We start from the raw sequence: 20,724 nt of genomic DNA, 5'->3' as shown, positions 1-20,724 counted from the left end.
AGGATACGCCTTGAGGCAACAACACGATAACGGTCTAGCGCCGTCGCAGGCATTTCGCGACATTGCCGTTTATTACGATATGCTGGCGGGAGGCCGGAAACGGATCGATCGCGAAGGACCGCTTCTGATGGACTGTTTCGGGCGGGCGCCGGGACGCCGGGTGGCCGATTTGGCCTGTGGCACGGGCCTGCATGCGCTCTTTATGGCCGAGGCGGGGGGAATCGTCACCGCGCTGGATGCAAGCCCCGGCATGATTGCCCATGCGCGCGCATATCGCACCCATCCATCCATTACTTACGGCGTGGCCGACATGCGCTGTCTTCCGGTGGACACGTGGGATTTGGCGCTTTGCCTTGGCAACAGCCTGTCGCTATTGCCTTCGGAAGACGATCTGGCGTCCTTCTTTCGGGGTGTGGCCGCCGCCCTTGCGCCCGGCGGACTCTTCCTCGCCCAACTGCTGAATTACAATGCGCCGTCCGCGCAGGAACCTCGGCACCGCGTCGAACGGCATCGCGTGGCAGGCGAGGAAACCGTTGCCGTAAAGAGCCTGATACCCGACGGAAACCGCACGCTGTTGTCCATTGTCTTTCACATAACGGACGAAAACGGGACCCGTTCATTGGCCGACACGGCCGTGCTGCGGCATTGGACGTCCGGGGATTTGCGCCGAGCCGCCGAATCGGCCGGACTTTGTATCGCGGCGGAATACGGCGGGTTCGACCGCACGCCATTCGATTCGTCCACGTCGGCCGATTTGATTGTGCTGGCCGAAAAACCGATTGTGGCCTGACCCGTTTCGGCTGTGATACCATGCCGCCCGAAACGAGGAGGCAGCGGTATGGCACAGTCAATCGCGGACGACAAGGCATGGGTTCGTTCGATTCGCAACACGGCGGGGGAACTCGAACGGGAGGCAAAATCGAGGCGTTTCAACGTCATTGAACCTTTTGCGACAATGGCGTATTGCCTCGTTCTGCTGTGGTGCGTGCAATATCCCTTTGGCGTGCTCATGAAGATTGATTTCGCCAACACGCTCACGACGGCCCTGCTGACAATCGGCGCGCTGTATCTGCTTTTTGTCAGTCCGCGCATCCATCGCGACACGCTAACCTCGTGGGGACTGGGTAATCCCGTGGCTCTCTGGCGGCTTGTAAGCCACGGGCCGGCCAAACGGCGCCTGGCCTATGGAGCGGCCGTGGCGCTGGTATGGGGCATGCTGGCCGTTTTCTTCTATTGGCAATGGCACGAGGTCGCGGATTTCCTGTTCGACATGAAACGCGAGAACGCGCTGGCATGGAAACAGAGTTTCGCGGGCAAGGCGGCCATCCTGGCCATGGGCATCGCAACGACCGGCGCCTTTGCGACCTGCGTGATTCGATACGACAATTTCGGAACCGCTTTCTGGACGGCCCTGAAGATTACGGCCGTTCTCGGCGCGGCGTTGTATTTATTGGCCGCCGTGGTAATCGGCGCCAAGGCGTTTGCCGATTTCCGTCCGACCAAGTTCGCGCTCGACGTGTTCGGCTACGTTTTCTGGGGGGCGCTCCAGCAACTGCTGTTCAGTTCCTATTTCGGCACACGGTTTCGCAAGGGATTCGGTCCCGCCGCCAATCCGTCCGACATCGCCAAAAAACGGTTTTGGGTGGCCGTCCTGAACGGCTCGTTCTTCGGCCTCATTCACATCAACAGCTGGTATCTCGTCGCGGTTACCTGGCTGCTGGGCATCGTGCTGTCGTGGGCCTTCATGGAAGACCGCAACCGAAATCTGATCGCGTTGGGTTTCATTCACGGGTTCCTCGGCAGTTCCGTGGGGTGGCTGTTCAGCGCGAAGAAGGCCGGCAAGGCCGCCATCAGCATGGGCGTGGGGCCTACCCACATGGACGGGTTCGACTGGCCCACCGTCCTCGTCGTCGTTCCGCTGATCCTCGGATGTATCGCCTTTATCGTCTACGCCTGGCGAAACTGGAATGAAGAGCGATAGACGGCGGGCACTCGTTATGCCAGATTCAAGACGCGGCGGGCGTTTTCCTCCTGAATGGCCCTGCGCCATTCCTCGCGGATGGGAACCGACCGTATCCATTCGATCTGCGGCGGATTGTCATGGACACCGACGATGTCGGTTCCCCATAGCAGCCGTTGCCAGTTCCGCTCGATGAATCCAAGCGTGAAATCCGGGTCGCGCGTCATGGCGTTGTGGCCCGATCCCGCCGAAAGGTCCGCGTACAAGTTGGGATAGGCGGCCATCAGGCGGTCCACCGCGCCGCCCGGCTTGATGGGGCCTTTCGGATAGCCTGAGCGCGGATCGTCCGCCGATATGGCGCTCCAGAATGCCGGGCCGTGTCCAACAAACGTGACATGCGGAAACTGCTTGAGACAGTTCTCCAATTTGGGAAGACCGGGATCGTCGAAACACAAGTCAGGACTTATCTCGAACACCAGCGGCAGCCGGTGCTCGTTGCACTTGGCGTAAATCCGCAGATTGCGCGGATCGTCGAAGGCCAGACCGTTGACGTGTTCGCCGAAGCCTTTGCAGCCGTGTTTTTCGACGAAATAATCAATGTGCGCCTCGGCCATCGGATACCGCGGATCCACGCACAGAAAGGCGATCAAACGCCGCGGATACGCATTGCGCGCCGCGACCGCCTCCTCGTTCAGGAAATAGCCCCACGATCCTTCCGGGCTTTCCAGCGGCAGCAGCACACCGATCTCGATGCCGGAGCGATTCATCCAGTCAATCAGTTGATCCACATTCAGCGGCGGCCTTGCCGGATACCCTTCCCGGTACAGATTGCCCATATGCACGTGAAAATCAATCATAGCCGGACTCCTCCCTGCGTTTTCCGTATTGTGAACCGGAACGCCGTCCGAATACAACGCGCACCAACCGAATCCCTCAGAGCGTCGCGTTGTGGATGTAGGCCATGTAGGGATTGACGGGGAATTCCTCCCCGGGCCAGCGAACGAACTCGACGTGTCCGTCCATGTACAGCACGTTGCATCCGCCGGGAACGTGGTTGAATCGCGTGGCATCGGAACTGAGATTGTCCCACATGACGGCAAGGGTGGACTGCGCGATGGCGGTCGAGGCGGGATTGTTGATGTCGGTGACAAAGAACCGTTCGATGCCCTCGCGCATGCGCATGAGCGGCAATTGTCCCAGCGTCGGATGGGCGATCACATGCTCGCTCGCCGGGTCGAGAAAGAGGGGCTGAATGGCCGCAATGACATCCGGGATTCCGCTCTGGTCCTGCGGGTCGAATCCCGGCCAGTCCAGCAGGAAACGGTTGTCCTTGGGCAGGGTGTAGCCCGTATAGGTATAGGATGCGTCGCCGTAAAGCGCGAAGTTGCCGCAACCGGTAAGCGGATCGAGGTCCACGGTTCCGTCGGCCTTGAACCATGCGTTCGCCTCGCCCGGTTTCAGGAACATGTGGACGCGCAGATCGCTTGGACAGGCCAGCACGTGGGCGTCGTTCAGATACTCGGGATAAATCGAAAGCGCGTCGGGCATCCACGAATAATTGCGGGCCATCGGATCGCTTCCGAAATCGCACAGGCGGACTTTCGGGGGAAAAAATCCGCGGGCTTCGTTGGCATAGGTCTTGAACGCGAGCCCCATCTGCTTGAGGTTGTTCTGGCATGAGGCGCGCCGCGCCGATTCGCGCGCGCGGGCAAGGGCGGGCAGCAGAATCGCGGCCAGAATGCCGATGATTGCGATGACCACCAGAAGTTCGATGAGCGTAAAACCACACCTGTTGCGTTTCATGATCGGGTTCCTTTCGTTTGCGCCGCCGTCCGGTCAGATGCCCGGCGCGGCAGACGGTCTTTTGTTGTCTTGCGGCGACCATGGCCGGCCGCCGGGATCCTTGAGCAGGGAGTATGCCTGGCTTGCGGGATCGGCCATCCCTTCGATGGTTTTCCGGAACGCCGCCGGATCGAAAAATTCCGCCGGCTGCTCATTGAAATAGGACAATAGCACGTCAACGCTCCCGGCCCGGCCGGGATCCCAGAACAACACGCGCACCGGCAGGCGGCTTTCGCGCAGCGCCCATATCCGGACCCAGTCGCCCTGCGAGTCGCCGACCATGTCGAACACGGCGAGATCGCGGGCCACGCTGGCGTCCTGATTGGGAAGCGGCGGGGTTTGCGGCGTCTTGCCCGGCAAAGCCTTGACGAGCGTTTCAAACGAAAACGCGCCCGATGCGCCCAGTCCGGCGACAAACTCCTGCACCATCCGGCGGGCCTCGTCCACCCCGGCGCGGGGGGGCGTCGTGCCGGGCAATGTAAACGACTCGGCGATTTCCCCGTTCCTACCGAAAAGAATCTGGTTGCCGGCGCGCATGCGGAGCCGCCCGCCCTTGCTCATCCAGAGTTCCAGTTGAAGCGGTTCGTCGAGGACGCCATTCTTGATGTAGATGGTCGCGTTGACGAACGGCGCCGCGGCGAATCCCGCGTTCACTTGGGCCCATGTGGGTGCCGAACCGTTGTCGAAAAGCGATTGCAGCGCAATGATCAGCAGCGCCGCGCAGGCCATCGCCGCCGAGGCGCGCAGCAACCCGCGCGTCGTCCACCCTGTCCGCCACGACGGCGGGCGCGAACGGCTCACATCCTGCCGGAAAAGGGCCAAACGGCTTCGTAGCCGCGCCTCGACATCGGGCGGCAAATCATCGCGCATGGTCTTTTTCAAGAGTCTCTCCAATGGATCGCGTGACGGATCTTCCGGGGTCATAAAACAGCCTCCCCGCGGCAGGAAGCGACAAACGGCTCCAGCATCCGGCGCAGCCGCTCCCTTCCGCGTTCAATGTGCTTGCGCACCGTGGCGTCCTTGCAGCCCAGCGCCTGGGCTATATCGCCGTATGATCGGCCCTGCACCAGCCGCATCAACACGGCGGCGGCCTGGTTGTGCGAAAGGCGGCTGATGGCATGCAACACCGCCGATTCCTGTTCGCGCAAGACGGCCGCCTCGTCCGGGGCCGGCCCGGCGGCGGGTTGCGATTCAAGGAAGGCGCGATCGTTCGCATGGATGGATGCCTCATGCCGCCGCCGCCGGCTTTTGCCCCGGAGCACGTCATGGGAAGCATTGAGACAAATGCGGATGACCAGCGCTTCCGGATTGGCGTGGCCGGCGATACGGTTCCATCGGCGCCAGATCGTCGCAAGGGCAATGCGGAGCGCCTCTTCGGCATCCTCGCCATTGCGCGTCACCCGCCAGATTGCCTTGATCATTTTGTCCTCGATCGGCGCGATCAGGCGATCATATTCCGCATAAGCGTCCTGCAATGTCCTGACTCCCACGGATTCCTTCATCCATTAGTGTAAACGCCCCGGCGCGGGTTTTTGTGTACATCGTTTCGCCGCCGTTTTCGCGGCGCCGCCGGAATGCGCCTTTCTTTTCAACGGCATGGGGCGGATCCATTTTTTGGCAGGCAGGGCGCGATTTTCGTATGATGAAATTCATGCACACACATAAATTGTCACATTCACGCCGGACCTTTCTCAAAACCTTCGCCGCCGCGGGGACGGGGATGGCGGGCATGTCGGCCTTCGGATCCATACACTCACATCCGGAAAGGCGCGCTTTTCATCTGTCCATTTCGATCGAGGCGCTCGAAAACGACCCGGAATGGTTGAACATCGCCCGGAACGCCGGCATATCGGCTGCCTGGATTGCCGGTTTTTTCTACGGATACTGGCCGCATCCGATCGAAGCGTTGACGAAATGGCGCCGCCGCGCCGAGGCCATGGGCATGGGCGCGCATGCCATCAATGTCCCCCTCGGCCACCCGGGCGACTCGCTCGGCGCGAAATCGGGACATTTTCCGTTGACGCCGCCTACCCATTGGCGAATGGGCGTTCGTCCCGACGGCACGCCATACGCCGGCACCTCGCTCCACGCACCCGCCACGGAAGAAAACGCGGCGGCCATGCGCGCGCTGGCCGCAGCCGGTGTGCGCCGCGTCTTCGTGGACGACGATTTCCGGCTCGCACAGGCGCCGGGCGTGATCGGCGGCTGTTATTGCGGGGAACACAAGCGGGCGTTTCTGAAATCGCGCGGGTACGGCGAAAACAAATGGGATGAACTGCTTGGCGACGTTGCGCGCCGCAATTTGTCGAAAACGCTGCGCGAATGGATCGATTTCACGTGCGATGAATTGACTACCTGCTTCCGGGCCCAACAAGCCGCCGCGCCGGTTATCGAACTCGGCAACATGATCATGTTCATGGGATCGGAGTCCGCGGGAATCCGGCTCGACGACTACCGCAAGGTTCCGTTCCGCGTCGGCGAATTGATGTTCGACGACGCCTCTTTCGCGCCCATAAAGGGCAAGACGAACGAACTGTTCAGCGCGTTGTTCCATCGCCGGTTCGCCGGACCCGACCGGGCCTTCAGCGAGACCACCGCGTTTCCATCGGACAAATTGTCCGCCCAAAACATGGCCGCGAAACTGATCGTTTCGACGATAGCCGACGTGCGAAACACGATGTTCATGAGCGGCATCACGCCGTTTCCAAAGGCGCACTGGGACACTCTCGCGCCCGCAATGAAACGCCAGGCCGAACTGCATGCGCGCGTCGCGGGCCACACGCCGCGCGGACCGTTCAAGCATTTCTGGGGCGAACACGGCCGCAGGGTGGGCGACGCCAACCCGTACAGTCTTTTCCTGGCAACGGGGATGCCGTTCGAGGTGACCGCGAAACCCGAAGGCGGGTATGTCTTTCTGGGCAACGACGATGCGCGCGGACTTGCCTCCATTCCAGCCGGGAAAAACACCATCCGTATTGCGCGGCCTGGCGCGGGCGCATCCGGCGTGCGCGAGACAGCCGAGGAGTTGCCCGCCCTGTTTGAACTGAAACACGAAGCCGTTTCCCGTTTCAGGAATCTCCCCCATGTCGAAAACGATATTCCCGCCGTGTTTGCGTGGTATCCTTCGGCGCGTTGCGCGATAGCATGGAATTTGACGGAAACACGCGCGGAGGCTGTCGTGCGCGTGAACGACGCCCGACGCACGATACCCCTCGAACCGTTGGAATGTGTTCTCGTGGAAGACATGCCGGGCGGGACAGGTTGACGGCGGAAACAAAACATGTATTACGATCTTTTCGCAATCATTTGACCGGAAGGGAGAGACACCATGCAATACAGGGAATTGGGCCATTCGGGCATAAGCGCATCCATCGTGGGCTTGGGAACGTGGGTCATGGGCGGGGGCGAGATGTGGAACGGCGCGGACGACGCGGAGTCGCTCCGGGCCATTGACGCCGCGCTGGATCGCGGCATCAATCTCATTGATACCGCGCCGGCGTATGGATGGGGCCACAGCGAGACGCTCATCGGACGGGCGATTCGCAACCGGCGCGACAAGGTGGTCCTCGCGACCAAGTTCGGCATGTGGTGGGACGACCATCGCGGTTCGTTCCATTTTCACTTCGACGGAAAAGACACGTTCATCTGTCTGAAACCGGAAACCATCGCCATCGAAATCGAAAACAGCCTTCGCCGGTTGGAGACGGATTACATTGATTTGTACCAGGCGCATTGGCCATCGAAAGATCCTGATTTTACACCCATTGGGGAAACGATGGCCTTCCTGATGAAACTGAAAGATCAGGGCAAAATTCGCGCCATCGGCGTTTCCAACGTCAGCGTCGGACAATTGGACGAATACCGGTCCCATGGCGACATCGCCAGCAACCAGTTCCGGTACAGCATGCTGTACCGCGCGCCGGAGGCCGATATCCTGCCCTACTGCGCCCAAAACAACGTGGCCACGTTGACCTACATGTCGCTCGAACAAGGTCTGCTCACCGGCAAGGTCGGGATGGATCGCGTCTTCGATCCGAACGAATTCCGCAGCAACGAGGCATGGAATGCATGGTTCAAACTCGTGAACCGTCCGAAGGTGCTGGCGATGCTTGCGGGCTGGAAAGACTTGACGGACAAATACGCCTGTACGCTCGCGCAACTTACGCTGGCGTGGACGGCCGCCCAGCCGGGCGTCACGCATGTGCTCTGCGGCGCGCGCACGCCCGCCCAGGCCGAACAAAACGCCGCTGCGGGGACATTGGTTTTGGATGCGGTGGATATCGCGCGCATGCGCAACGATGCGCTTGCCCTCGGCGATCCCGAATAAGGCGCCGCGCATGATCCGGCGGACGGCGAGGTCTTTCCTGATTGCGTTGATGTCTCTTTCGTGCGCAACGGGCACGGCGCAACATGCGGATTTCGAGTCCGTTTTTCTGGCCGTGCGCGACCTGCGGCAGACGTTCGGCGCGGACTATCTCATGGATGACGCAGGAGAGACAGCCTTGCGCGAGGCCGCGGACGAAGCGGCCGCGTCGCAAAACGGCGATACATGGAAACGATGGGACGAATTGGCGCGCGCAGCGCTGTTGGCGAACCCCCTGCTGAACTTCGATTCGCTGATCGTCGTCAAACGTTCTGAAAAACAACTCGGCCTGTCGCAAAACTGGGAAAGCAACTCGACGTTGCCGATGTCGGGATTCGACAACGAAATAGCAATCTTGTCTCCCTTGAACGACGGCGCGCTAACCACCTTGTACCGGCCCGAAAAGGATGTTTTCGTGGGCGACGTGGACCTGCATTTCGACGCGGATCGCCTGCTTTTTTCGATGCCCGGCGACAACGGCCGCTGGCAAATCCATGAATTGAACATATCGGACAAATCCGTGCGGCAATTACCGCTAATCACCGAGGCGGACGTGGACAACTACGACGCCTGCTACCTGCCCGACGGCAACATCCTGTTCACGTCAACGGCGCCGTTCGTCGGCGTGCCGTGCGTCACGGGTTCGTCGCACGTTTCAAACATCTACCGCCACGACACGGCGAGCGGAAGGAGCCGCCCGAACGGTCATTTGGACATGAGCCTGTTCTCCCCGTACAATGCCCGGTGAGGGAGATACGGTGAACGCACGGATGATTCGATGGCTCGACGCCTGCGCCGGCGTGCCGGTGTGCGCGCTGGTGAGCCTTGCAAGCCGCATTTCGGGTTTCTTTCGCGGGCGCGGATCGGCAACGGACGGCCCGCGCCGCATTCTGTTCATCAAACTGATTGAACAGGGCGCAACCGTGCTCGCGGCAGACGCCATTCAACGGGCCGCGGACCGCGTCGGACGCGAAAACATCTTTTTCTGCGTTTTCGCTGAAAATCGTCCCATCCTCGACATCATGGACGCGCTGCCCGCTGAAAACGTGTTTTCGTTTCGGAACGACGGCCTTTGGGCATTTCTTTTGGATACTTGGCGCTTCATGCGTTTTATGCGCGCCCAAAAGATTGACACCGCCATTGACTTGGAGTTTTTCTCACGGGGTTCAGCGGTGCTGGCGCGGCTGTCCGGCGCCCGCATCCGCGTGGGACTGCACCGGTTTACGAGCGAAAATCCCTATCGCGGCCATTTGATGACGCATCGTGTCCAATACAACCCCTATCTTCATACAGCGGAATTCTATTCATTGCTGACGGAATGCGCATGGATGGATCCCGGGGACACGCCGATGCCGAAGACTGTGCTTCCGCCTTCCCGCCGGCCGCCGCCACGCTTCGAACCGGACCGGGCATCGCTTGATCGCGTATTGGCGCTTCTGGCGGAACGCGGCATTCATCCCGACGGACAACACATCGTGATTCTCAATCCGAATGCCGGCGACCTGATTCCTTTGCGCAAGTGGCCGCTGGACCGGTTTGAGGCCCTTGGACGGAAAATCATCGCGGACGATCCCCGCGCGGTCATCGTCGTCACGGGAACGGCCGGTGAAAGTGACGCCGCCGAAGCCTTGTGCAAGGGAATCGCGTCGCCGCGCGCCGTAAGCCTTGCCGGAAAGACGTCGCTGCGCGAATTGCTCGTCCTGTATGTCCTTTCGTCCGTCATCGTGACCAACGACAGCGGGCCGGGGCACTTCGCGGCACTGACGGATATCGCCGGCGTGGTCCTGTTCGGGCCGGAAACGCCGCTGCGGTACGGTCCGTTGGGACCCAACGCGCGCGCGCTATCCGCCGGACTGGCCTGTTCGCCGTGCGTGAACCCCTTCAATCACCGTTTCTCCCCCTGCACCCACGCCCGGTGCATGGAAGCCATCGCCGTGGACGAAGTCCTAAAGGCCGTGCAAGACGCATGCAGGATGAAAGAAAACGGCGGATATCCGCCCGGCGAAAAGTAGAAAGTTTCCCCGCCGGCATATTAGGATGAACGCGCAAAAAGGATTTTGCGATGGCAAAAGTCAAATGCCCGAAATGCGATTTTGTCAATCCCGACGGCCAGGATTCGTGTGTCCGGTGCAAAACACCCCTGCCGCGCATCAAAATCGAAATTGCGCCGCCCAGCGCGCCGCCGGTCCAGCAGGCGCAGTATGTGTTCCGCCCGGGGCAGATTGTCGCGTCGCGCTACTCGGTGATTGACGTCATAGGACGCGGCGGCATGGGTTGCATTTATCGTGTCCGCGACAACGTGTTGAAGGAGGATGTTGCGCTCAAGACGCTGCTGCCGCAGTTTGTGCGCGATCAGACCGTCGTCGAGCGTTTTTTCAACGAGGCGCGCATCGCCCGGGGGTTGTCCCATCCGAATATCGTCCGCGTGCACGACATCGGGATCACCGGCGACATCATTTACATTTCGATGGAACTCATCAAGGGCCGTTCGCTGCGCGACATGCTCGAAAAATTGCCGGCGGGCCAGCGGCTGCCCGTGCGCAACGCCCTGCGAATCATAGATGGCTTGTGTGCGGCGCTTGAATACGCCCATAGCCATACCGTCCACCGTGACATCAAGCCGGAAAACGTCATGATCTGCGAGGATGGCACGGTCAAACTGATGGATTTCGGCATCTCGAAACTCATGGACACGCGGCATCTCACCGGGCCGGCCATCGTCATGGGCACCCCCTTCTACATGTCGCCGGAGCAACTGCGCGACAGCGCGAGCGTGGATGCGCGCGCGGACATTTACAGCGTCGGCGTCGTGCTCTACGAAATCCTGACGGGCAACATGCCGACCGGCGTGCCGCGGCCCGCCTCGCATCTGACCCGTGAAGTGCCGCCGGCGCTTGATCCGATCGTTGCGAAATGCGTTGACCCGGATCCGGCCAAACGCTATCAAAGCGTAAGGGAACTCCGGGCGGCGCTTCTGCCCATTCGCAAACTCGTCGAAGGCGCCACCGGCCCGGCCCCGCAAGCCCTGCACCCCCCGAAACAACCGCCCCCTGCCAAGCGGGTGTCCATGCGGTTCCTCACGGGCGCGGCGCTAACAGCGGGCATCGTGCTGCTGGCGGGAGTGGGACTTTACCGCGCGGAACTGGGCCGCCGCGAGTCGTTGAAAACGCATGCCGAAACGCTGGCCGTGGCGCAACGGCTGGCGCCTCCGGAAGACGCTTCCATCGGTTTCGACGCCGAATTCAGGCAATGGAAGTCGCGCATCGAACAGGCCAGCCAGATCCATCCCGATGTCGAAAAAAACGAGGCCATGAAAAAGGTTCTCGAAGACGCCCGCAAACGCTGGGAAATGGCGCAGGAACTGGTTCACAAGAAAGATCCCATGGCCCTTGAACTGGCCCGGCAAGCGGTTCAGTGTTACTCCGCCTTGGCCGACTGGCCGTCGGACATGGTGTTTGTGCTTCCCGGAGATGTGACGATTCACGACGAAAACGCATCTTCCGTCGTGACGCTCGACGGCTTCTTCATTGACAAACACGAGGTCACCAACGGCGAGTACCTCCTGTTTTGCCGCGAGAAAAACTGGCGGTTCCCTCCCTACGATCTCGAAACCGCGCCGGCCGACCATCCCGTCATATCGGTGACATTCTATGACGCGCTGGCCTACGCGTCATGGGCCGGCAAGCAACTTCCGACCGAGGCCCAATGGGCGCGCGCGGCCTATGGCGGGCCCGCCGCATCGAAAAACTACCCATGGGGCGAATCGTGGAAGGACGGCGGTTGCAATTCGGGCAGCGACTCGCCGGACATGGAATATGCGCGGCCCGTCGGCGTCTTTACCGACGACCTTTCATGGGCCGGCTGTACCGACATGGCTGGAAACGTCGCCGAATGGACCCGATCACGTTTCATGCCCCTGCCCTACGAAGCCGGCGACGGCCGTGAAGACACCCGTCATTTTACGTTTGGCACGATCCTCGTGGTACGCGGCGGCCATTATCGCGACCAGCAGCACACCCCCATGTATATGCGGTTTTCCATGCCCTTTGAGTCCGCGTCCGACACGGTGGGGTTTCGCTGCGTCAAGTCCCTTCCGCCCCTCCCCGCCCAATAGTTCGGGGCGCGGCGGAAACCGGAAATCACTTCACGCCGGCGCATTGTTCCCGGAGTCTTCGCGCCTGTTCGTGCAAATTGCCCATCGGAACACGGCTCAAGAAGGCGTCCAGTTCGCGAATGGCTTCTTCATCGCGTCCAAGCGCATGAAGGACCGCGGCCGCGCTCAACGTCAATTGGCTGTCCGGCGCCAGCGCCGATCCCCTGCGGTAGTACGACAAGGCCTCCTCCAGGCGATTGGCCTCCTGGCAAATCCCGCCCAAGGTTCCACAGGCCCAGGATTCCTGCGTGGCATCCCCGGCCTCGCGGGCCATCTCCAGCCATTGCCGGCCCAGTCGTTCCGCCTCCGCGGGATTGCCCCCGCGCCACAAAGACGACACATAAGCAGTCAGATGCCCCGGTTTTGTTAGCGCCCCGGGAGGCAACGCGCGGTACGCATCCACCGCCTCGTCGTATCGTTCGAGCCGGTAAAGTGTTTCGCACAGGGAACGCCCGCACTCGTACTCGCGTTGTTTGTCCACGAACTGTCCATCCAACGCCCGGCGGAAACGGCGGATCGCGAGATCGTAATTGCCGAGGTCGAGGGCCTTCTGGCCGCCCTGAAACGACGCTTCCGCGCACGCATCGTCCACACCCGCCGTCAATGCATCGCCAAAAAGCCCAAAGATCACAATAAATATCAACAGTCCGACATAGCCGATGCCGGCCACGCCCAGAAACGAGAAATAGGCCCTTGGCCCCTCGTCGCCGTCCGTTTCGGATGGAACGGAACCACACGAGGCGCTTTCGTCCGTTGCCGTGTTTTTCATGTCGTCCACCATGGGGCTACGGTAGACCATCCCGGCGCGGAAATGCAACCCGATTCCTTTTCCTGAGGCCGGGTGTTATAATTCGACAAGTCTTTTCTTTGTTACAGGGAAATCAACGGGTGACGGCCGTCCGTGTTCAACGCATGTAGACAGATCATCGCGCGACTGGTTTGGCTGGCCTTGTCGGTGCCGATCTTTTTAAAGGTTCTGGGGATCGGATTTCTGGTGACGCTGCTGTTCGGAGGGGTTGCATTCCACCAAATCAGCGTTGGAATGTTTCACACGCACTATCAGGTCCACGGCGAAACGGCGCTCTCGATTGCCACGGCGCTGGCGGACCGCATCGCGCCCTTGCTGATCGAAAAACAAATTGCCGACGTGGATCGCGAACTGACCAACACGATGAACGCGTTCCCCGACGTGCGTTACATCATCGTCCAGGCGCCGGATCGCCAAATCGTCTCCCATGGCTTTGCCTTTCCGCAGGAAGCGCCGGCGGATCTGCTAATCAACAACAAGAACCTCTGCATGGGCTGCCACGCCGATCCCAAGTCGTTCGAGGTCACGACCGGCCTGATGGACGTCCCCGCCCGCAAGCTGAAGTTGGGGACGAGACGCATCCGGGCCTATCAACGGCGGGAGGGATTGATTCTCGAAGCGTGGGCATCGGTCAACGACACGCGACAAGACATCATCCGGCTGGGCGTTGGGGATCGGATTATCGCAAAAGAAATCACGTCCATCAGCCGCTCGTTGTTCTGGAGCCTGGCGCTGTGCGTGGCGGTGGGATTGTCGCTGGCGCTTATTCTGACCTATGCGATCGTTCGTCCCGTCCACAATCTGCTTCAAGCGACCAATCAGATCCGGGAAGGCAATTTTCAGGCCCGCGCGGATGTGTTCAGCCAGGATGAGATCGGGCAATTGTCCCTGGCCTTCAATCAGATGGCGGAGGGTCTCGAATCCTACCGGGAAAAGGTGCGCGAGAAAGAGGCCATCCGCCAGTCGCTGCTGGCCCGGATTGTGGAAGTGCAGGAAGAGGAACGCAAGAGCATCGCGCGCGAACTGCACGATCAACTGGGGCAGTCCCTCTCCACGACGCTGTTGTCCATCGAGGCCGCGTGCAAGGAACTGCCCCTCCATGCCGACCGGTTCAACAACGTGAAAAACGGCATTCGCGAAATGATTGACGAAGTCCGGCGCATTGCATGGCATGCGCGCCCGTCCATCCTGGACGATTACGGTCTGGATCAGGCGCTGGCGCGGTATACCCAGGAAATCTCGAAATTGCTGCCCTTCAAGATTGACTATCAATATGTCGCGCGGGACGAGGCCGGGCGGTTGCCCAATCCCATCGAGGTGACGCTGTACCGGATTGCGCAGGAAGGCTGCACCAACATCATACGCCACGCGCGCGCCACCCAGGCCAGCCTCATTCTGTTGCGCCACGGCCATGAAGTGCATCTGGTGATCGAGGACGACGGATGCGGATTCGACGTGCCCGCGCTCGAAAAAGGATCGCGCCCCCCCTTGGGGCTGCTCGGCATCCGCGAGCGCGTCGCGTTGATCGGCGGCGAATTCACCGTGGATTCCGCGCCGGGAAAAGGAACGACGCTGAGGGTGCGGATATCGCTGGAAAACGAGAGGGATGGCGGATGAGGAACGCACAGCCTGGACTCGCTTCGCTGTTTGCGGACGCCGGTTTCCGCGTTTTTGCCGCCTTTTCTTTTCAAACTTCAGGAGAAACAGACGATGCCGGTTCGGGTCTTCATACTTGACGATCATGCCGTGTTCCGCAGCGGCCTCAAGGCCTTGCTGGAACGGGAGCGAGATTTCCAAATCGTCGGTGAAACGGGTTCGGGCGTGGATGCGCTCAATGCGCTGGACGAACACCCCGTAGACGTCCTGTTGCTCGACATTAGCATCCCCGGCCTGCCCGGCCCGCGCGTGGCCGAAGCCGCCTTGCGCAAGTTTCCGAAGCTGGGCATTGTCGTCCTGACCATGCACGAGGACGAATACTATCTGCAGGAACTTCTACGGATCGGCGTTCGCGGCTATGTGCTCAAGAAGTCGAGCGATCAGGAACTGGTGCATGCGATCAACGCCGTGGCGCGGGGCGAAAGTTACATCGATCCCACCCTGGCGCATCTGGTGATATCGCCCTACGTCGGCCGGACCACCCCCAAGAAATCCGACCGGGTTTCGCTGCTCACCCAACGCGAGCAGGAAGTCTGCCAGTTGCTCGCCTACGGCTATACCAACACACAAGTCGCCGAACGCCTGTTCATCTCCGAACGCACCGTCGAAACGCACCGCAACAACATCATGGGCAAGCTCGAACTCAAAACGCGCGCCGAGCTAGTCCGTTTTGCCATAGACAACGGCCTGTTCAAATTGTCCTGACGCTTGTTTCCCGGCCTGCCGGGAAAAATCGTTTGCTTCGCAATGACAGAGGGTTCGGAGATGATGTATTCGGCGTTTGTGTTCATGATTCTGGCGGCGCCCGCCGACGGCGGCCTGCATTACGACAAACCGGCGATGGTTTGGGACGAGGCCTTCCCGCTGGGCAACGGCAACCTGGGCGCATTGGTCTGGGGCGACGGCAATCCCGTCAAGATTTCGCTGGACCGGACGGATCTTTGGGACTTGCGGCCCGTGCCGGAATTCCATTCGGCGGACTACATGTATGCCCGGATGCGTGAATGGGAAAAGGCCGGCAAGTTCGAGGATTTGCTGAATCTCTATGACCGCCCCTACGAACGGCCCGCGCCGACCAAGATACCCGCGGGGCGCATCGAACTCACGATCGGCGGCGCACCGGCGTTCCAGAGCGCGGATTTGTCGCTCGACGATGCCACGGCGGCGATGGCCTTCAGAAATGGCGCACAGGCGCGCGTGTGGATTCATGCGACGCAATGCGTGGGCGTCATCGAGGCGGACGGGGCGGAATCCATTTCGGCGAAACTGGTTGCGCCGGCCTTTGGCGGCAAGGAAGCCGGCCCCGCGAAACCGGCGATCGTCGCGGGGGAACTGGCGCAACTCGGCTATCCGAAGCCTGTTTGCACGTCCGGCGAAACATGGTCGGCTTACGAGCAGGAAGGGTGGGGCGGATTTCGTTTCGCGGTGCATCTCGCATGGAAGGCGGAAGCGGGCGCATGGCGCGGCGCCTGGTCGGTTGTTTCGAGCCGCGAGAGCGCCGATCCGTTGAAAGAGGCCAAGGCAAATGTGGAGCGCGCGCTGGCCGATGCGTCGCGGGCGTCGCACGAAGCCTGGTGGAAAGCCTATTGGGAAAAGACATGGATTTCGGCGCCGAACAAGGCCATCGAACGCCAGTGGCGCCTTGACACCTACAAATTCGGCGCGGCCAGCCGGCGCGGCTCGCCGCCGATCACGCTGCAGGGGCCATGGACGGCGGACGACGGCAAACTCCCCCCCTGGAAAGGGGACTACCATCACGATCTGAACACGCAGTTGAGTTATTGGCCCTGTTACAGCGGCAACCGCCTCGACGAGGGACTGAGTTATCTCGATTGGCTGTGGGAGACGCGCGGAAATTGCCGGGAATGGACGCAACGGTTCTTCGGCATGCCGGGTATGAATGTCCCAATGACGGCGGACTTGAACAACAATCAGATCGGCGGATGGCGGCAGTACACGCATTCCGCCACGACCGGCGCATGGCTCGCCCACCATTTCTATCTGCACTGGAAATTCAGCATGGACCGCGCCTTTCTCGAACAACGCGCCTATCCCTACCTGCGCGATTGCGCGACGTTCCTCGAGGCGGTCACGAACGAGCGCGACGCAACGGGCAAACGGACCCTTCCCCTGAGTTCATCGCCCGAAATCAACGACAACCGGCCCAACGCATGGTTTCCCACGATAACCAACTACGACCTTGCGCTGATTCGCTGGCTGTTCACAGCCACCGCCGAAATGGCCAGCACGCTCGATAACAACGACGACGCGGCCCATTGGCGCGCGGTGTGCGGGGAAATGCCCGAGCTGAGTCTCGGCGATGACGGACGCCTGCTTGTCGCAAAGAACTATCCGCTGCCGGAATCCCATCGGCATTTTTCACATCTGATGGCCATCCATCCCCTCGGCCTGATTGATCGATCGCAAGGACCCGAATCCGAGCGCATAATTCGCGCCTCGCTCGATGAACTCGAACGGCTCGGCTCAAAGCACTGGTGCGGGTACAGTTTTGCATGGCTCGCGAACCTCGCCGCGCGGGCCGGCGACGGCGCCAAGGCCGAACAAGCGCTTGAAACCTTTGCGACGGCCTTCGTATTGCGCAACGGTTTCCACTGCAACGGCGATCAATCCGGCAAGGGATACAGCCGGTTCACGTATCGTCCCTTCACGCTCGAGGGCAATTTCGCGGCAGCCGCGGGGCTTCAGGAAATGCTGCTCCAAAGCCATACCGGCGTCATCGAAGTATTCCCCGCGATTCCCGAAACATGGCGCGACGCGGCCTTTCACGCGCTGCGCGCACAGGGCGCGTTTCTCGTTTCCGCGGCTCGGAAAGAAGGCAAAACGCGGCGCGTCGAAATTGTGGCCGAACGAGGCGGGACATGCCGGTTACGGTCGCCTTTCAGCGACCGGACGCTTGAATTCGCCATGGCTCCCGGACAATGCATTGTCCTTGAAAACGATCCCGCGTAACCTACGGACCCGCCCTTCGATGAATAGACGGCGTTTCATGGGTCTTGCAGCCGGCGCGGTTTTGGAAACAGGAGGCATCCGCACCATGCCCGAACGCGAAAAATCCTTCGTGACCACGCGGGGCGTCGTGATTTTGCCGTCGGATACCGAGACCTTTCCATGGCCGGAACGGGCCAAACGGGCCGGACTCACCACCATCGGCCTGCACCTCGATCCGGTGTTGCGTGAAGCGTTCGTGAAATCGGGAAAAGGACATGCGTTCATGGCCTCGTGCAAGCGCCTCGGCCTGGAGGTCGAGTACGAATCGCATGCCCTAAACAACCTGCTGCCCCGCGATCTGTTCGCGAAATATCCCGAAATGTTCCGCATGAACGACGAAGGGCGACGCGTGCCCGACGCCAACCTCTGCGTGAGCAACCCGGACGGGGTCAATCGGGTGTGCGAAAACGCCGCCTCGTATGCGCGGCGCTACCCTCCCACAACGCATCGCCACTTCTTCTGGACCGACGACGGCCAGCCCATGTGCCGGTGTCCAAAATGCCGCGGTCTGTCGGACAGCGATCAGGCGCTGTTGCTCGAAAACGAAATGTTGAAGGCCATCCGGCGCAATGACGCAATGGCCACGCTGGCCCATCTCGTCTACCACGGCACGCTGGACCCCCCGTCGCAGGTCAAGCCCCTTCCCGGCATTTTCCTCGAATTCGCGCCGATCCAGCGCAACTACCGACAGCCGATTCGCAACCGCGATGCGCCCGAATACGCGCGGCTGCAGGATGCGCTCGACGCGAACCTGGCGGTATTCGGCGCGGACAACGCGCAAGTGCTCGAATATTGGCTGGACGTGTCCTTCCACTCGAACTGGAAGCGCGACGCCTTGGCCCGCATCCCGTGGGAGCGATCAATTACAGAAGACGATGCGGCCTACTATACGGGCCGCGGCATTCGCCGCATCACGACATTTGCCGTCTGGCTCGACGGCGCCTATGTGGAACGGTTCGGCGACCCACCCCTGGATGAATACGGCCGCATTCTCCGCGACATACGGAAAAAGCGCAAATAGCGGCGACAAGGGAGTACCGAATTATTGGGCCTTGTTTCAGTCTGCAATCCCCCGAAAAATGGCCTTATGGAATTGCATTGATGCGTTGATCGTGGAGTCCCGACATGGCAGAAATTGGGGCGAATGTGTGGGACTGGCTGTCCAGCCTGTCCGTCCACGGACATGGCGTGACTTCGAAAAAGACAGACTGGACAGTCTGTCCCACGTTCCTCACCCGAAGGATTCCCCATACGCGTTCAGAGCAGATGAATACATGCAAGAACTCGCTACTCTCAAGTCGGTGAGAAATGCCTTGAAAACGCCGTGTTTTTGTGCCCTTGTGTGCTTTGCCCGGGGAACGGTAGAATGGCGCACATGATGTGTTTTCTTTTTCATACGATGCCGCAGCGCCGCCTGTTTGGCCTGTTGACGGTTCTTTTTCTCGCGTTTCAAAGCGCTGCGACGGCGGACTTTAGCGGGACAGTGGATTGGGTAGCCGCCGTAAACCGGATTGGCGTAAAGCACGATGGAATCATGGAGGTCGTGGAACTGTTCGGCGTGAAAGCCCCCCAGGCGCCGCCCGAGTTGACGGCCCGCGCCTTGGCGGCCACCAAACGGCTTTGCCTGAAAAAGGAAGTGACCGTCCGCGTCATGGGAAGCATCAAATACGGGGAAGTATGGGGGCAGGTGACGCTGCCGGATCAGCGCCGCCTCGATCTAATCCTGCTGTCGGACGGATACGTTCGATGGGACCGCTTCGCCGCGCCGGACGATGTGCTTATCCGGAATCGGGAAGCCGGCGCCCGCAAGGCATCGAAGGGGCTTTGGGCGGCGGAATACCGCGAAATCGAGGATTCCGCCGATGAACCAAGCACCTTGGGCGTGAAAGCCTTGATTCATGCGGTGCCGGGAGACGCCGAACAGGTCTATCTGGTCGCCTTCAATAGACATTTCCACAGACCGCGATGCGTGTATCTCAATCAGCCGGGCGTTTCGATTACGAAGGGGGAAGCCGTAAAAAAGGGCTACTCGCCCTGTCCGGTATGCGGACGCTATCGAATCCCTCAAACTCTCAAGAACAGGAAATGGCTGCCACCCTCGACGCTGCCGCACCGGGATTCCGTCTCCATGCCGTTGCCCATTCCCCGGCTCGAGATTGCGCCTTCCGCGCCGTTTCCCCGCGTTCAAACGCCCGATTGACGCCTCGCAATCAGTCGCGGCTTCTGGCAATCAACAGCATGCGGATCAGTTGCATGATAGCCATGGCGGCGGCGGCGATATAGGTCATCGCGGCGGCGCTTAGAACCTTGCGCGCGCCGTATAATTCATCCGCGGTAAGATAACCGCCGTTTTCGAGCGCGAGCAGCGCGCGCCGGCTGGCGTTGAACTCGACCGGCAGCGTCAATACCGTGAAGAACACCGCCAGCGTGAACAACAGGATGGCCACCTGCATCAACACGCCGAAATTCGCTATCAACCCGATAAAAAACAGCGGGAACGCCAACGTCGAACCAAGTCCGCACACCGGATAGATGATATTTCGCAGCGCGAGCGGACCGTACAATTGGGCGTGCTGAATGGCATGGCCGACTTCATGGGCCGCGATGCCCAGCGCCGCGATACTGCGGCCGTAATAAATGTCTTCCGACAAGTTCAACATCCGGGTCCGCGGATCGTAATGATCCGTCAGTTCGCCGGGAATCGCCGCCAGCCCGCAAGCGACTCCGCCCGGGAACCGGCTGGGATCGTTCGACAACGGGATATTGGCATCCTGCAAAATCAGTTTGGCGACATCCGCGCCGGTCAGTCCCGATCGCGTGGCGACCTGGCTGAACTTCGCATACGTGCTTTTGACTTTGATTTGCGCCCATACCGCCAGGATCATCGCCGGAATGAGCAGGATCATGGTCGGATCGAACAGCGGAAAATACAT

General features: G+C 60.7%; 18 protein-coding genes. 12 read left to right on the top strand and 6 right to left on the bottom strand.

The window, feature by feature from the left end; translation table 11 throughout:
* The first annotated feature begins 10 nt into the window (after positions 1–10).
* Both P5540_02235 and P5540_02230 read left to right on the top strand, forming a co-directional pair.
* Positions 11–790 carry a class I SAM-dependent methyltransferase gene (locus P5540_02235; GenBank protein HRT63621.1) on the top strand — a complete coding sequence of 260 codons (780 nt, stop codon included), beginning with the start codon at positions 11–13 and terminating at the stop codon, positions 788–790.
* 48 nt (positions 791–838) lie between these two features.
* Positions 839–1,981: a hypothetical protein gene (locus tag P5540_02230; protein ID HRT63620.1), complete on the top strand. Its 1,143-nt coding sequence runs from the start codon at positions 839–841 to the stop codon at positions 1,979–1,981.
* Positions 1,982–1,995: 14 nt separating this feature from the next.
* Here P5540_02230 and P5540_02225 read toward each other — a convergent pair whose 3' ends face one another.
* The 4 genes from P5540_02225 to P5540_02210 form a co-directional block, all read right to left on the bottom strand.
* Positions 1,996–2,817: an amidohydrolase family protein gene (locus P5540_02225; GenBank protein HRT63619.1), complete on the bottom strand. Its 822-nt coding sequence runs from the start codon at positions 2,815–2,817 to the stop codon at positions 1,996–1,998.
* Positions 2,818–2,893: 76 nt separating this feature from the next.
* Entirely contained in the window at positions 2,894–3,763 is an 870-nt protein-coding gene (locus tag P5540_02220; GenBank protein ID HRT63618.1) for a DUF1559 domain-containing protein, read from the bottom strand.
* A gap of 33 nt (positions 3,764–3,796) precedes the next feature.
* A complete protein-coding gene (locus tag P5540_02215; GenBank protein ID HRT63617.1) occupies positions 3,797–4,684 on the bottom strand; it encodes a hypothetical protein in 888 nt (295 codons plus the stop codon).
* A 38-nt stretch (positions 4,685–4,722) separates the two neighbouring features.
* The gene (locus P5540_02210) at positions 4,723–5,292 is read right to left on the bottom strand and encodes a sigma-70 family RNA polymerase sigma factor (protein ID HRT63616.1); all 570 of its coding nucleotides are present in this window, start codon (positions 5,290–5,292) and stop codon (positions 4,723–4,725) included.
* Positions 5,293–5,531: 239 nt separating this feature from the next.
* On the opposite strand from P5540_02210, the gene P5540_02205 reads away from it, so the two are divergent.
* From P5540_02205 to P5540_02185, 5 genes are all read left to right on the top strand, one after another.
* Positions 5,532–7,067: a hypothetical protein gene (locus tag P5540_02205; protein ID HRT63615.1), complete on the top strand. Its 1,536-nt coding sequence runs from the start codon at positions 5,532–5,534 to the stop codon at positions 7,065–7,067.
* Between the two features lie 63 nt (positions 7,068–7,130).
* Positions 7,131–8,129, top strand: a complete 999-nt coding sequence (locus tag P5540_02200; protein HRT63614.1) for an aldo/keto reductase — start codon at positions 7,131–7,133, stop codon at positions 8,127–8,129.
* 10 nt (positions 8,130–8,139) lie between these two features.
* Positions 8,140–8,913 (top strand): hypothetical protein, encoded by a 774-nt coding sequence (locus tag P5540_02195; protein HRT63613.1) that lies wholly within the window; start codon positions 8,140–8,142, stop codon positions 8,911–8,913.
* Positions 8,914–8,923: 10 nt separating this feature from the next.
* Positions 8,924–10,177, top strand: coding sequence for a glycosyltransferase family 9 protein (locus P5540_02190; protein HRT63612.1), 1,254 nt, complete (start codon positions 8,924–8,926; stop codon positions 10,175–10,177).
* 50 nt (positions 10,178–10,227) lie between these two features.
* Positions 10,228–12,279, top strand: a complete 2,052-nt coding sequence (locus P5540_02185) for an SUMF1/EgtB/PvdO family nonheme iron enzyme (GenBank protein ID HRT63611.1) — start codon at positions 10,228–10,230, stop codon at positions 12,277–12,279.
* A 25-nt stretch (positions 12,280–12,304) separates the two neighbouring features.
* Here P5540_02185 and P5540_02180 read toward each other — a convergent pair whose 3' ends face one another.
* Positions 12,305–13,087: a tetratricopeptide repeat protein gene (locus P5540_02180; GenBank protein HRT63610.1), complete on the bottom strand. Its 783-nt coding sequence runs from the start codon at positions 13,085–13,087 to the stop codon at positions 12,305–12,307.
* 132 nt (positions 13,088–13,219) lie between these two features.
* Here P5540_02180 and P5540_02175 point away from each other — a divergent pair, with 132 nt between their 5' ends.
* The 5 genes from P5540_02175 (at position 13,220) to P5540_02155 (ending at position 19,991) form a co-directional block, all read left to right on the top strand.
* Positions 13,220–14,743, top strand: a complete 1,524-nt coding sequence (locus P5540_02175) for a sensor histidine kinase (protein HRT63609.1) — start codon at positions 13,220–13,222, stop codon at positions 14,741–14,743.
* 93 nt (positions 14,744–14,836) lie between these two features.
* The gene (locus P5540_02170) at positions 14,837–15,487 is read left to right on the top strand and encodes a response regulator transcription factor (protein ID HRT63608.1); all 651 of its coding nucleotides are present in this window, start codon (positions 14,837–14,839) and stop codon (positions 15,485–15,487) included.
* A 60-nt stretch (positions 15,488–15,547) separates the two neighbouring features.
* Positions 15,548–17,752, top strand: a complete 2,205-nt coding sequence (locus tag P5540_02165) for a glycoside hydrolase N-terminal domain-containing protein (GenBank protein HRT63607.1) — start codon at positions 15,548–15,550, stop codon at positions 17,750–17,752.
* A 19-nt stretch (positions 17,753–17,771) separates the two neighbouring features.
* The gene (locus P5540_02160) at positions 17,772–18,812 is read left to right on the top strand and encodes a DUF4838 domain-containing protein (GenBank protein HRT63606.1); all 1,041 of its coding nucleotides are present in this window, start codon (positions 17,772–17,774) and stop codon (positions 18,810–18,812) included.
* Between the two features lie 345 nt (positions 18,813–19,157).
* Positions 19,158–19,991, top strand: coding sequence for a thermonuclease family protein (locus P5540_02155; GenBank protein ID HRT63605.1), 834 nt, complete (start codon positions 19,158–19,160; stop codon positions 19,989–19,991).
* Between the two features lie 10 nt (positions 19,992–20,001).
* Here P5540_02155 and P5540_02150 read toward each other — a convergent pair whose 3' ends face one another.
* Positions 20,002–20,724, bottom strand: coding sequence for a zinc metallopeptidase (locus P5540_02150; protein ID HRT63604.1), 723 nt, complete (start codon positions 20,722–20,724; stop codon positions 20,002–20,004).

The sequence above is a fragment of the Candidatus Hydrogenedentota bacterium genome (assembly GCA_035450225.1).
Taxonomy (GTDB): domain Bacteria; phylum Hydrogenedentota; class Hydrogenedentia; order Hydrogenedentales; family SLHB01; genus DSVR01.
The sequence above is the reverse complement of the archived record's forward strand: the minus strand, read 5'-3'. Positions and strand labels throughout refer to the sequence as shown.